The organism is Streptosporangium sp. OZ121 (assembly GCF_051918885.1).
Lineage (GTDB): Bacteria > Actinomycetota > Actinomycetes > Streptosporangiales > Streptosporangiaceae > Streptosporangium.
Map to the genome: position 1 here is coordinate 162196 of NZ_JBPXMC010000001.1, position 12644 is coordinate 174839.

Genomic DNA, 12644 nt, shown 5'->3' on the forward strand with positions numbered 1-12644 from the left:
GTTCGTACGGGGGGTCACAGTACGGGGGGCACGGTAGGGGTTTAGTGCGGGGTGGCCTTCTCGGCACCGATGCCGGTGAGCGAGCGGACCTCGATCTCCGCGTACTTCTCCGCGCTGTACTCCTTGCTGAGGCGGGCACCGATGAACCCGGCCAGGAAGCCGATCGGGATCGAGACGATGCCGGGGTTGCTCAGCGGGAACCAGGCGAAGTTCGCGTCGGGGAACAGCGCGGTGGCGCTGCCCGAGACGACCGGCGAGAAGATCACCAGGAGCAGCGCGGAGACCAGGCCGCCGTAGATGGCCGAGACCGCGCCCGCCGTGTTGAACTTCTTCCAGAACAGGCTGTAGAGGATCGCGGGCAGGTTGCCCGAGGCCGCCACGGCGAAGGCGAGCGCGACCAGGAAGGCCACGTTCTGCCCCTGGGCGAGGATGCCGAGCCCGATGGCGACCGCGCCGATGACGAAGGCCGAGATCCTGGCGACCAGGACCTCCTCCTTGTCGGTGACGTTGCCGCGCTTGAACACGTGCGCGTACAGGTCGTGGGCGAAGGAGGAACTCGACGCCAGCGTCAGGCCGGCGACGACCGCCAGGATCGTGGCGAAGGCGACCGCCGCGATGATGGCCAGCAGGACGGTGCCGCCCACGTCGCCGAAGATGGCCTTGCCGACCGCCTCGGCGAGCATCGGCGCCGCCGTGTTGCCCGCCTTGTCCTGCGCCACGATCGCCTTGCCGCCGACCAGCGCCGCCGCGCCGAAGCCGAGCACGAGGGTGAGCAGGTAGAAGGTGCCGATGATGCCGATGCCCCACAGGACCGACTTGCGGGCCTCCCTCGCGGTGGGGACCGTGTAGAAGCGGATCAGGATGTGCGGCAGGCCGGCGGTGCCGAGGACCAGCGCCAGGCCCAGGCTGATCAGGTCGATCTTGCCCGCGAGGCCCTGCGCCTCGGTGCCGTACTTCAGGCCCGGCTCCAGGAAGGCCGCGCCCTTGCCGCTCTGGGCGGCGGCCTCGCCGAGCAGGCCCGACAGGTTGAAGCCGTAGTGGCCGAGCACCAGCAGGGTGACCAGGGTCGCGCCGCCCATGAGCAGCACGGCCTTGACGATCTGCACCCAGGTGGTGCCCTTCATGCCGCCGACGACCACGTAGACGATCATCAGGATGCCGACGCCGACGATCGTGAGCGCCTTGCCCGTCGGCGAGGTGACGCCGAGCAGCAGGCCGACCAGCGCGCCCGCGCCGACCATCTGGGCCAGCAGGTAGAAGATCGACACCGTGATGGTGGAGACGCCCGCCGCCGTACGGACCGGGCGGGGGCTCATCCGGAAGGCCAGCACGTCGGCCATGGTGAACTTGCCGGAGTTACGCATCAGCTCGGCGACCAGCAGCAGCGCCACCAGCCAGGCGACCAGGAAGCCGATCGAGTACAGGAAGCCGTCGTAGCCCGACAGGGCGATGATTCCGGCGATGCCCAGGAAGCTCGCGGCCGACATGTAGTCGCCGCCGATGGCGAGGCCGTTCTGCACGCCGCTGAAGGACCGGCCACCGGCGTAGTAGTCGGTGGCGTCCTTGGTGTTGCGGCTGGCCCAGAAGGTGATGCCCAGCGTTCCCGCGACGAAGAGCAGGAACAGGATCGTGGAGAGGGTCTGGTGGCTCATTCGGTCTTCCCCTCGACTCCGTGGCGGATCTCGTCGGCCAGCGGGTCAAGCTTCTTCTCGGCGAAACGGGAGTAGGCCCAGGCGATGCCGAACGTCGACACGAACTGGAGCAGACCGAAGATCAGCGCCACGTTGATGTTGCCGAAAAGCTTCGTGCCCATGAAGTCGCGCCCCCAGGCGGACAGGACGACGTACAGCAGGTACCAGGCGAGGAACGCCGCGGTCATCGGGAACGCCCAGGCCCGGAAACGCCTCTTCAACTCCTGGAATCGTGCGTCGGTCTGAATTTCTTCGTAGACCGACGAATCATGTTGCCTGGCGGTCACAGGACCTCCCAAAATGTGATCTGGATCACGGACAACGTAGGGGTGGACGCTACCTCTGGAGGAGACCCGCACGCGCTCTCTTCGCCGAGGCGCCGCCGCGTCGCGTTCAGTTGGACCGGGCTTGCGGTGAAAGGTCCGTCTCGTACGACGAACGGTTCCCGCAGGAGCCCGATCTCACCACGGCCCGCCCCGCAGGGCGTAAACGCCGGCACAGCAGACCGTCAGGCCCACCACCGCCAGCAGCAGGCGGTAGTCGACGAGCGACACCAGCACGGCGCCGCCGAGCAGGGACAGCAGCTGGGTGAACCCGGTGAGCGACTCCAGGGCGGTGGAGACCCGGCCGACGAGGTGAGCCGGGCTGCGGCGCTGCACCAGGGTCGTCCTGGCCACCCCCTCCAGGGTCAGCCCGGCGCCCGCCACCATCATCGCCCCCAGCACGACCGCCTCCGCGGGGATCACCCAGCACAGGACCGCCACGCCGTACAGGCCGATGCCCGTGCCGATCGCGAACAGCTCGCCCCTGCGCGCGATCACCGTGGAACTGCGCAGCCCCCCGGCGATCGCGCCGAGGCCCATCACGGTCGAGGTGAACGCGGTGAACTCCGGCGACCTGGCGAGACCGTGCTCGATGACCGCGAAGATCAGCGATTCGGCGGCCCCGGCCACCGAGAACATCAGGCAGAGCGCCACGGTCGCGCGGCGCAGCGTCGGTTCGGCGGAGAGGTAGCGGGCCCCGGCCCAGAACTCCTCGCGCCAGCGCCCCGAGGGGGCCGGCGAGACGCGCGCAAGGGGCTCCGGCGCGGGGAGCAGCGCGAAGACCCCCGCGGCGACCAGGAAAGTGATCATGTCGAACAGCACGAGCGCGCCGAGCCCGAAGGCGGAGTAGACGGCCACGCCCAGCAGCGGCCCGAACAGGCGCAGTCCCTGCCGGGTGGTCTGCAGGGCCCCGTTGGCCTCGGCCAGCAGGTGCTCGGGCAGGATGACCTTGAGCAGCCCGCCGAGCGCGGAGAAGATCACCGCGTACGAGCAGCCCATGGCCGCGGACACCGGGTAGATCAGCCAGACCGTGTCCGGCCCGGTGACCGCGACCAGCGGGGCGAGCGAGGCGCCCGACAGCACGCAGGTGACGATCAGGAGCCTCCTGCGGTCCACCCGGTCGATCAGGTATCCGAAGAGGGGCGAGAAGCACAGGGGCAGGATGAAGAAGAACAGGGTCAGCCCGGCCGCGGCGTCGGAGCCGGTGAGACTCTTGGCCAGGATCCCGGGTACCAGCAGCAGCGAGGCGTCGCCCAGCAGGCTGACGGCCATCCCGAAGTAGACGAGCCGGAACCGGGGCCGGCGCAGGACCTCCGGCATCACCGCTGACCGGCGCACCGGTGTGCCGGCCGGCTCCCATGTGACACGGCGGCGCACCGAGGTTCCGACCGGCTCCCGCGCGGCACGGCGAGCCAAGGTTCCGACCGGCTCCCGCGCGGCACGGCGGGCCGATGTGCCACCCGGCTCCCGGGTAGCACGGCAGGGGCGTCGCCGACCTCGGCGAGCGCCTCATCACCGGAACCGGCGAGTAACAAACCTAGTCAGAACAACCGAAATATCGGCCCATAAGCGTCATTCCGTCATAGCTCGCCGGAGCCGTCAAGAGGACCGGGGCCGCCAGTCACCCCGGTCCAGATTGAGGATCTCGGGGGTGTGCAGGCGCACCATCGTGCGCGCCACGTTCGGCGGGATGCGCCCCGGCGTCAGCAACGAGACCACCACCATGACGAGGAAGGCGATCGGCACCGTCCACGCGGCGGGCTGGGCCAGCAGAGCACCGACCAGGCCGGTGTGCGGCCCCCCGCCGATCGTCATCAGCACCGCGCCGCAGGCCAGGCCGCCACCGGCGAGCAGCCCTGCCATCGCGCCGGCGGGGGTGAGCCGCCGCCACCAGATGCCCAGCACCAGCAACGGGCAGAAGGAGGAGGCCGCCACCGCGAACGCCAGGCCGACGACGTCGGCGACCGGCAGCGAGCGGGCGAAGGCCGCCAGCCCCAGCGGAACGATCACCGCCAGCACCGCCGCCGCCCGGAACGACCGCACCCCGCCCTTGAGGATGTCCTGCCCGATGACCCCGGCGACCGAGACCGTCAGCCCCGAGGAGGTCGACAGGAACGCCGCGAACGCCCCGGCCGTCACCAGCGCCGTCAGCAGATCCCCTGCCACGCCGCCGATCAGCCGCCCGGGCAGCGACAGGACCACCGTGTCACTGCCCTCCAGCTCAGGGACGTAGATCCGGCCCAGCGCGCCGTACACCGCCGGCAGCAGGTAGAAGGCGCCCAGCAGCGACAGGACCACCAGCGTCGTACGGCGCGCCGCCCGGCCGTCGGGGTTGGTGTAGAAGCGGACCAGCACGTGCGGCAGCCCCATGGTGCCCAGGAACGTGGCCAGGATCAGCGAGTAGGTCGAGTAGAGGCCGTACTCCCTGCCGGTCGACAGCGGCAGCGCCCACGTGGCCGCGTCCCGCGCGCTCAGCCCCGGCGAGCCGCCGTCGCGCCACGCCAGCAGCAGGAACACCAGCGGCACGGCCAGGGCGGTGAGCTTCAGCCAGTACTGGAAGGCCTGCACGAACGTGATCGACCGCATGCCGCCGGACATGACGTTCACCGCGACCACGGCCGCCACCAGCAGGCCCCCCGCCCATTCGGGAGCCCCGGTGATGGCCCGCAGGACCAGGCCCGCGCTCTGGAACTGCGGCATCAGGTACAGCCAGCCGATCAGCACGACCAGCACCCCGGCCATCCGCCGCACCGCCATCGACTCCAGCCGCGCCTCGGCGAAGTCGGGCAGCGTGTACGCGCCCGAGCGGCGCAGCGGCGCGGAGACCAGCACCAGCAGCACCAGATAGCCGCCCGTCCAGCCGACCGGCAGCCACAGCATGTCGGCGCCGTAGGTGAGGATCAGCCCGGCGATGCCCAGGAAACTCGCGGCCGACAGATACTCCCCGCCGATGGCGGAGGCGTTCCACAACGGGGAGACCGTGCGGGAGGCGACGTAGAAGTCGGAGGTGGTCCGCGACAGCCTGATCCCGAACGCGCCGATCAGCACCGCCGCCAGCACCACCAGCACGACCGCCGTCACACCGTACGCCGTGCTCATCCGACGCCTCCCCCGACGTCCTCCATGCCGTCTCCCCCGACGTCCTCTTCGACGCCTCCCGTGACGTCTCCCGCCGCGGAGACCTCAGGTTCCGGCCGGAAGATCTCGGGCTCCGGCCCCGGGACGGCCCGTCGCCTGGTCAACGGGCCCTGTCCACCAGTTCGGCGAAGTGCCGCTCGTTGCGTTCCGCCTGCCGGACGTAGAGCCAGGCGCCGACCACGAACGCCGGGTAGATCAGACCGCCCAGCACCGCCCAGGGCAGCGGGATCCCCAGTACGTGGACCGCGTGCAGCTCCGGCACCAGCAGGAACATCAGGGGCAACCCCGCCACCACGCACCCCAGCACCGTGCAGACGAACAGGGCCAGGCGGAACTGGGTACGGACCAGCGAGCGCATGTACACCTCGCCCAGACGGGTCTGCTCGTCGATCTCGCGGGTGACCGGGTATCGGGGGTGGCGAGGCGCCATCGTGCGGGGGCTGGTCACCACCTCGCGCCGCGGACGCTCATCCCTGCGCGACCGCTCGGCGTCCCTGCGCGACCGCTCGGCGTCCTTACGCGATCGGTCGGCGTCCCTGCGCGTCCGGTCGGCGATCCACCGGCGCGGCTCGGCCCCCTCACCGGGCTCGGGGTCACGGCTCATTCGGACCTGCCCCTGCGCGCCCTGCGAACCAGGAGGTCGCGCAGCTCGCGGGTGTGGCGGCGGCTGACCGGGATCTCGGTCTCGCCGATGCGGACCACGCACCGGCCCGAGTCGATGTGCAGCTCGTCGATGTGCTTGACCGCGACCAGATGGCTGCGATGCACCCGCACGAACCCCGCGGAGGCCCAGCGCTCCTCCAGCGTGGCCAGCGAGATGCGCACGAGATGGCTGCCCCCCGCGGTGTGCAGGCGGGCGTAGTCGCCCTGCGCCTCCACGTACCGGACCTCGGTACTGGCCACGAACCGGGTGACACCGCCGAGCTCCACCGGAATGGTGTCGGGGTCGGCGCGGCCCGCCCCCTCGCTCTCCGGCAGCTCCGCGGAGACGAACACCCTGCGGATCGCCTCGGCCAGCCGCTCCGGCCGTACCGGCTTGAGCAGATAGTCCTCGGCCTTGATCTCGAAGGCGTCGACCGCGTGCTCCTCGTAGGCCGTCACGAAGACCACCCGGGGCGGGTTGGCGAACTGGGAGAGCAGCCGGCCGAGCACCACCCCGTCCAGCCCGCGCATCCGGATGTCGAGGAAGACCGCGTCGATCGGCCGCCCGTCGGCGATCGCCCGATCCAGGACGCGCAGCGCGGCGGCCCCGTCCCTGGCCAGGGAGACCTCTTCGATACGGGGGTCGTCCCGGAGCAGGTAGGCCAGGTCCTCCAGCGCGGGAAGCTCGTCGTCCACCGCAAGGACGCGCAGGCCGGTCACGGTCACTCCTCCAGATCGTTCACGAGGGAATTTCTAGAGGGTGATGAATCAGACATCGCCTGTCAACTTCTCGGTAGGGGGAAAGGTCCGGACCAGGCGCGGGCTCAACGGGCGGAGACACCCGGATGGTACTTGGGCAGGCGGACGCTGACCTTCGTTCCCGCCCCCTTGGCCGTCTCCGCCACCAGGCCGTACTCGTCACCGTAGACCTGGCGCAACCGCTCGTCCACGTTGACCAGCCCCACTCCCCCCGCCCCCGAGCGCTCGTCGGCGTCACCGGCCAGGATGCGGCGCAGACGGTCGGGCTCCATGCCGACACCGTCGTCCTCCACGCTGATCCGGCACTCGGCCCCGGCGTCCTCGGCGACGATCGAGATCCGCCCGACCCCGGGCTTGCTCTCCAGCCCGTGCTGGACCGCGTTCTCCACCAGGGGCTGCAGGCACAGGAACGGCACCGCGACCGCGAGCACCTCGGGAGCGATGCGCAGCGTCACCTGGAGCTGATCGCCGAAACGAGCCCGCTCCAAGGTGAGGTAGCGGTCGATGGAACGCAGCTCCTCGGCCAGCGTGGTGAACTCCCCGTGCCGCCGGAAGGAGTACCGGGTGAAGTCGGCGAACTCCAGCAGCAACTCGCGGGACCGGTCGGGGTCGGAACGGACGAAGCTGGCGATGGTCGTCAACGAGTTGTAGATGAAGTGCGGGGAGATCTGCGCGCGCAGCGCCCGGACCTCGGCCTCCATCAGACGCGTCCTCGACCGGTCCAGCTCGGCCAGCTCCAGCTGCGAGTCGACCCAGTTCGCGACCTCGTGGGCGGCCCTGACCAGACCCGCCGAGGCGTGCCCGCCGTACGAGGCGAGAGAGCCCACCACCCTGCCGTCGGTGGTGAGCGGCACCACCACGGCGAACCTGATCGGGCACTCGGGAAGCTCGCACGAGACCACCTCGGGGCCCAGGACCCGGGTCCGGCCCCCGGCGAGCGTCTTGGCGGCGTGGGCGAACGCCTCGCGGGCGTGATGGTCGCCCTCGCCGTCGTAGACCAGCAGCCGCTCCTCGTCCGTGATCGCCAGCGCCGGGGAGCCCAGCAGCTCCCGAAGATAGCGGGACGCCTTCTGCGCCCCCGCCTCGGTCAGCCCCGCCCGCAGCGGCGGCGCGGCCAGGGAGGCGGTGTGCAGGGTCTCGAACGTGGCCCGCTCCGCGGGACTGCTGCCCAGCTCCCTGCGCCCGCGCAGCACCCGCCACAGCACCAGGGCGGGTACGCCGACCAGGGCGGCGACCAGCAACACGGCAACGAGGGGTTCCACGCTCCGGACCTTATACGCCCGGCCACGCCCGCGCCTCACCCATCGGGATCACACCCTCCTTCCACATCGGAACAGGGTTGAACAGGATCTTCCCTGCGGTACGAGGTGAGCACCCGGCCCGACCCCTTTACCTTGTAGATCAAGATGATGCGTCACCCTTCCGGCCGCGCGGGTCCGCCCGCCGCCTTCCCCGCGGCCGGAGACGGCCGGACGCTCATCGCCGAGCCCCATGTCCGGCCGGGCCGTGAAACCGGTGCGGGAACGCGGTCAGGGCCGCGCTCAGGGCCGCTCGGTCCCCAACGGCAGGGCCTCGCGGATGCGGCGGGCGTAGGACTCGGCCTCGGCGGGGTCCTCGTATTTCGTACGGGGCCAGAAGAAGCCGCGCAGGCCGTCCTTGCGGTTGCGGGGAACGATGTGGGTGTGCAGGTGCGGGACGCTCTGGCTGATCCGGTTGTTCATCGCGACGAACGTACCGGCCGCCTCCAGGCCCCGCTCGACGGCGGCGGAGAGGGCGCGGACGCGCTCGAAGAACGGGCCGACCATCGCGACCGGCAGGTCGGCCAGCGTCTCGGCGTGGGTTCGCGGGACCACGAGGACGTGGCCCTTGAAGACCGGCCGCGTGTCCAGGAAGGCGGCGGCCACGCCGTCGGAGAGGACGACGTGGGCCGGTCGCTCCCCGGCCGCGATGGCACAGAACAGACAGCCCTCACCTGGCACCACTTCGGAAACCGGCATCACGTCAGGATAGGAGACGCCGGGCGGCCCGCACGATCCCCCGGCGGCGCCGGAGCGGGACCGTCTCGTCAAGGCGTCACCGGGCGTCACCAGCCGAGCTTGGCCGCACCCGAGATGAGGGACCTCGCGATGACCATCCGCTGGATGTCGTTGGTGCCCTCGCCGATGGCCATCAGGGGCGCGTCCCGGTAGAGGCGTTCGAGGACGAACTCCTGCGAGTAGCCGTAGCCGCCGTGGATCCGCATCGCCTCCGTGGTGGCGCGCAGCGCGACCTCGGAGGCGAAGTACTTGGCCATCGCGGCCTCGGAGTTCACCGCGCCGCTCTCGGAGCGGACCGCCGCCCAGTAGGTCAGCAGCCGGGCCGCCTGGATGTCGGTGGCCATGTCGGCGAGCTTGAGCTGGATGGCCTGGAAGTCCGCGATGGGCTGCCCGAAGGCGTGGCGCTCGCGCGAGTAGCTCAGCGCGGCGTCGTAGGCGCACTGGGACAGGCCGACCGCGCGGGCGGCGATGTTGATCCTGCCGAGCTCCAGGGCCGACAGGGCCTGCTGCATGCCCCGCCCCTCGGTCCCGCCGAGCAGCGCCGACACCGGGACGCGCACGTCCCGCAGCACGATCTCACAGGTCTCGGTGCCCTTGTAGCCGAGCTTGGGCAGGTCGCGGCTGACGGTGTACCCGGGGGTTCCGGCCTCGACGAGGAGCAGGGACATGCCGCGGTGCGCGGGGTCGGTGACGGAGGTCTTGACCAGGACGGGCATCGGGTCGGCGTGCCTGGCGTTGGTGATCCACGTCTTGGTGCCGTTGATCACGTAGTGGTCGCCGTCGCGGACGGCCCGCGTCTGGATGCCCTGCAGGTCGGTGCCCGCCGCGGGCTCGGTCAGCGCGATGCCGGTACGGCGGGCGCCGGTGGCCAGCTCCGGCAGGTAGACGTCCTTCTGCTCCTCGGTGCCGTACCTGGCGATCATCCAGGCGGCCAGGGAGTGCGAGCCGAGCACCCCGGCCACGCCCATCCATCCGCGGGCGATCTCCTCGAAGACCAGGGCGAACGACACCCGGTCCAGGGCGAGCCCGCCGTACTCCTCGGGGATCGTGATCCCGAACAGCCCCATCTCCTTGAAGCCCTCGACGATCTCCGTGGGGTAGCGGCCGGCCCGTTCCCACTCGGAGGCGACCGGCACGATCTCCTTGTCGACGAACTCCCGCAGGGTCCGGCGGAACAGCCGCTGCTCCTCGTCGAGCTCGAAGTCCATCACAGGGTCCTTTCCGCGAAGCGGTCCTCAGGGGGTGGACGGGCCGGTCCGGGCCCGCCGGAGGGACACGGCCGTCAGGGGGTGAGCGGACCGGTCCTGGCCCGCGGGAAGTAGTTCTTGTCCTGCGGCGCGTCGCGGCGGTAGACCATCACCGCGCGGCGCCAGGACATGACCTCGTCGCCGTCCTGGTTGAGGCCGCGGGTCTTGCAGGTGACGATCCCGGCGTAGGGCCGCGACCGCGACTCCCGCTTGTCCAGCACGATCGACTCCGCGTACAGGGTGTCACCCAGGAAGACCGGGTGGGTCAGCCTGATCTCGTCCCAGCCGAGGTTCATCAGGGCGGTCTGGCTGACGTCGATCACCGAGATGCCGAGCACGATCGCCACGGACAGGCCGGAGTTGACGATGATCTTCCCGACCGGGGCGCGCTCGGCGAAGTGGGCGTTGAAGTGGTTCTGGTTGGTGTTCATCGTCAGCAGGGTGAACCAGGTGTTGTCGGCCTCGCTGATCGTGCGGCCGAGCGGGTGCTGGTAGACGTCGCCGACGACGAAGTCCTCGTAGTACCGGCCGAGGCCGGGTTCGTGCACGGTCACGGTCTCTCCCCTGGACGCCGGGACCTCGACGCTAATCGTCCGGTGTTTCGGCGGTCAATGACCTGCTCCGTACCGGTTTCCGGGTAGGCCGAAACGGCCGGGTCGGCGAGGCCGCCCCGGTCACCCGGCGATCGAGGGGGAACGCCGCCGTCAGGGCAGGCGCCCGCGGAGGAACGCCGAGGCGACCTCCACCACCCGCCGGGCCTGGAAGTCCATCGCCTCCAGCTGCACGTCGCCGGGCGGGATCGTGCCGTTGTCGGAGGTGTGGCTGGTGCCGTAGGGGTTGCCGGCCCGGAACTGGACGGGGTCCGCGTAGCCGGGCGGCACGATGATCGCCCCCCAGTGGTAGAAGGTGTTGTTCATCGCGAGGATCGTGCTCTCCTGCCCGCCGTGGGCCGTCGAGCTCGCGGTGAACGACGAAACGATCTTGTTGACCAGCAGGCCCTGGGCCCACAGCCGGCCGGTGGTGTCGATGAACTGCCTCATCTGGGCGGTGGGGTTGCCGTAGCGGGTGGGCGTGCCGAACAGGAGCGCGTCGGCCCACTCCAGGTCCTCCAGCGAGGCCTCCACGACGTACTGGGTGGCCGCGGCGTGGGCGGCCCAGCCCTCGCTGGACGCGATGGCCTCGGCCGGCGCGAGCTCCCTGACCTTGCGCAGGCGGACCTCGGCACCGGCCTTCTCCGCCGCGGCGGCGGCCGCCTTGGCCAGCGCGAAGACCGTGCCCGTGGCCGAGTAGTAGATGACGGCGGCGTTGACGACCGGTTCGGTCAAAGCCTCTTCGGTCGCCGCGTCCCCGGTCACGGCCTCTTCGGTCACGGCCTCACATCCCTCCGGGTGCCCTTTCGGGATCGTCCTGCCGGAACGTGCCCGACGATCCCCAGAAGAACCCGTCCTGACCTGCAAAGACTCCTTGACCTGGGTGATCGCGGAATGCGCGGGACCGCCGCGCGCCGGGCCCGGCGGGGCTAGCATTCACGCTGATCGAGATGCCGAGATGCCGAGATCGCGAGAAGAGGCCCCGTGGAGCAGATCCCCTACGACGAGTGGCGCGTGAGTGCCGTCGATCCCGCCTTCAGCGAGTGGATGCGCTCGCTGAGCGAGCCGGAGTGGACGGCGGTGGTGAGCCACCCGTTCGCCGCCTCGATCACCCGGGGTGACGTCCCCGACGACGAGATGCGCCGCTACCTGGTCCAGGACTTCCAGTTCGTCGACTCCTTCACCGCCCTGCTCGGGGCGGCCGTGGCCTGCGCGGACAGCTTCGAGTCGCGGGTGCCGTTCGGCCAGTTCCTGGGCGAGATCGCCACCACCGAGGAGCTGACGTACTTCCACCGGGCCCTCGCCGCCCTCGGCGCCACCCCCGCCGAGATGACCTCCCCGGAGCTGGAGCCGGTCACGGTGGACTTCCGCGCCCTGATGGACGAGGCCAGGACCAGCCTGGAATACCCGCTCGTCCTGGCCGTGCTGTGCGTGGCCGAATGGTCCTATCTCGGCTGGGCCTCCCGCGCCGAGGAGCCGCTTCCTGACAACTTCGTGCACCGCGAGTGGATCGAGCTGCACGAGGGCCCGGCCTTCCGCGCCTGGGTGCACTTCCTGCGCGACGAGTTGGACCGGCTGGGTCCCGGGCTGGACGAGGAGGGGCGGCTGCGCGTGCTCGACTTCTTCCGCCGCGCCGTACGGCTGGAGCTGCGCTTCTTCGACATGGCCGCCGGTTCCTGACCTCTCGCCCCCGAACCGGGCACGCCGGACGGTCGCCCGCCTCCACCTCCGGGGTGGGACCCTTCAGTCCTGGTCCCGCTCGGGGGCGGGGGCCGGGGCGGGTGCCTGGCCCTGGTAGACGCCTCCGGCGCCCACCTGGGCGGCGTGGACCTCCTCGTCCGGGGCGTACAGGCGGATCTGGACGCCGTCGGGGTCGGCGAAGCCCATCGCGTGGCCCGCCGAGCCCCGGAAGACCGGGCTGTGCGGGACGCCGAGACCGTCGAGACGGGCGACCCAGTCGTCGAGCCCCTCACGGGTGACCTGGAGCGCGAAGGGGTCGGCGTCGAAGAGCGCCCTGGCCAGGTCGGGGTTCTCACGCAGCGCGATCTGGAAGGCCGCGCCGGGGACCGTGAAGCTCATGCCCCTGATCACGCCGTCCTCGTCCTGGAAGCTGGTGTGGTGCTCCAGCCCCAGGACCCGTTCGTACCAGGAACGGCTCCGCTCCAGGTCGCTCACCCAGATCTTGAGGTGGTGCACACCGGTCAGTACGGCGTTCAAC

13 protein-coding genes are annotated in these 12644 nt (G+C 70.8%); 1 reads left to right on the forward strand and 12 read right to left on the reverse strand.

Translation table 11 applies throughout. From position 1 onward, the window contains the following. Nucleotides 1-41: 41 nt before the first annotated feature. The 11 genes from ACTOQ1_RS00735 to wrbA form a co-directional block, all read right to left on the reverse strand. Nucleotides 42-1652, reverse strand: coding sequence for a solute symporter family protein (locus tag ACTOQ1_RS00735; protein ID WP_440063627.1), 1611 nt, complete (start codon nt 1650-1652; stop codon nt 42-44). Continuing rightward, a complete protein-coding gene (locus tag ACTOQ1_RS00740) occupies nt 1649-1978 on the reverse strand; it encodes a DUF485 domain-containing protein (protein ID WP_440063628.1) in 330 nt (109 codons plus the stop codon). Before ACTOQ1_RS00740 ends, ACTOQ1_RS00735 begins: the two co-directional genes overlap by 4 nt. A 174-nt stretch (nt 1979-2152) precedes the next feature. Continuing rightward, nucleotides 2153-3334, reverse strand: a complete 1182-nt coding sequence (locus ACTOQ1_RS00745; protein ID WP_440063630.1) for an MFS transporter — start codon at nt 3332-3334, stop codon at nt 2153-2155. 279 nt (nt 3335-3613) lie between these two features. Continuing rightward, nucleotides 3614-5113, reverse strand: a complete 1500-nt coding sequence (locus tag ACTOQ1_RS00750; protein WP_440063632.1) for a sodium/solute symporter — start codon at nt 5111-5113, stop codon at nt 3614-3616. A gap of 139 nt (nt 5114-5252) precedes the next feature. Further along, nucleotides 5253-5756, reverse strand: coding sequence for a hypothetical protein (locus tag ACTOQ1_RS00755; protein ID WP_440063633.1), 504 nt, complete (start codon nt 5754-5756; stop codon nt 5253-5255). Beyond that, the gene (locus ACTOQ1_RS00760; protein WP_440063634.1) at nt 5753-6514 is read right to left on the reverse strand and encodes a LytR/AlgR family response regulator transcription factor; all 762 of its coding nucleotides are present in this window, start codon (nt 6512-6514) and stop codon (nt 5753-5755) included. The genes ACTOQ1_RS00755 and ACTOQ1_RS00760 overlap by 4 nt, the downstream gene beginning before the upstream one ends. Before the next feature lie 104 nt (nt 6515-6618). Next, complete coding sequence (locus ACTOQ1_RS00765) at nt 6619-7815, reverse strand: sensor histidine kinase (RefSeq protein ID WP_440063635.1); 1197 nt, start codon at nt 7813-7815, stop codon at nt 6619-6621. Nucleotides 7816-8094: 279 nt separating this feature from the next. Then, nucleotides 8095-8550 carry an HIT family protein gene (locus tag ACTOQ1_RS00770; RefSeq protein ID WP_440063637.1) on the reverse strand — a complete coding sequence of 152 codons (456 nt, stop codon included), beginning with the start codon at nt 8548-8550 and terminating at the stop codon, nt 8095-8097. Between the two features lie 86 nt (nt 8551-8636). Then, nucleotides 8637-9797 (reverse strand): acyl-CoA dehydrogenase family protein, encoded by a 1161-nt coding sequence (locus tag ACTOQ1_RS00775; protein WP_440063638.1) that lies wholly within the window; start codon nt 9795-9797, stop codon nt 8637-8639. A 74-nt stretch (nt 9798-9871) separates the two neighbouring features. After that, nucleotides 9872-10390 carry a MaoC family dehydratase gene (locus ACTOQ1_RS00780; protein ID WP_362693245.1) on the reverse strand — a complete coding sequence of 173 codons (519 nt, stop codon included), beginning with the start codon at nt 10388-10390 and terminating at the stop codon, nt 9872-9874. A gap of 150 nt (nt 10391-10540) precedes the next feature. After that, complete coding sequence (gene wrbA, locus ACTOQ1_RS00785; protein WP_440063640.1) at nt 10541-11206, reverse strand: NAD(P)H:quinone oxidoreductase; 666 nt, start codon at nt 11204-11206, stop codon at nt 10541-10543. A 204-nt stretch (nt 11207-11410) separates the two neighbouring features. Here wrbA and ACTOQ1_RS00790 point away from each other — a divergent pair, with 204 nt between their 5' ends. Beyond that, nucleotides 11411-12106, forward strand: coding sequence for a TenA family protein (locus ACTOQ1_RS00790; RefSeq protein WP_440063641.1), 696 nt, complete (start codon nt 11411-11413; stop codon nt 12104-12106). Between the two features lie 63 nt (nt 12107-12169). Here the strand turns inward: ACTOQ1_RS00790 and ACTOQ1_RS00795 are convergent, their stop codons facing one another. Next, the gene (locus tag ACTOQ1_RS00795) at nt 12170-12643 is read right to left on the reverse strand and encodes a VOC family protein (protein WP_440063642.1); all 474 of its coding nucleotides are present in this window, start codon (nt 12641-12643) and stop codon (nt 12170-12172) included. Nucleotide 12644: the final 1 nt, after the last annotated feature.

Bases quoted from the DNA above. Each gene is read 5' to 3' on its own strand.
- ACTOQ1_RS00735 (WP_440063627.1), bottom strand. From the start codon at position 1,652: ATGAGCCACCAGACCCTCTCCACGATCCTGTTCCTGCTCTTCGTCGCG.
- ACTOQ1_RS00745 (WP_440063630.1), bottom strand. From the start codon at position 3,334: ATGCCGGAGGTCCTGCGCCGGCCCCGGTTCCGGCTCGTCTACTTCGGG.
- ACTOQ1_RS00750 (WP_440063632.1), bottom strand. From the start codon at position 5,113: ATGAGCACGGCGTACGGTGTGACGGCGGTCGTGCTGGTGGTGCTGGCG.
- ACTOQ1_RS00755 (WP_440063633.1), bottom strand. From the start codon at position 5,756: ATGAGCCGTGACCCCGAGCCCGGTGAGGGGGCCGAGCCGCGCCGGTGG.
- ACTOQ1_RS00770 (WP_440063637.1), bottom strand. From the start codon at position 8,550: ATGCCGGTTTCCGAAGTGGTGCCAGGTGAGGGCTGTCTGTTCTGTGCC.
- ACTOQ1_RS00775 (WP_440063638.1), bottom strand. From the start codon at position 9,797: ATGGACTTCGAGCTCGACGAGGAGCAGCGGCTGTTCCGCCGGACCCTG.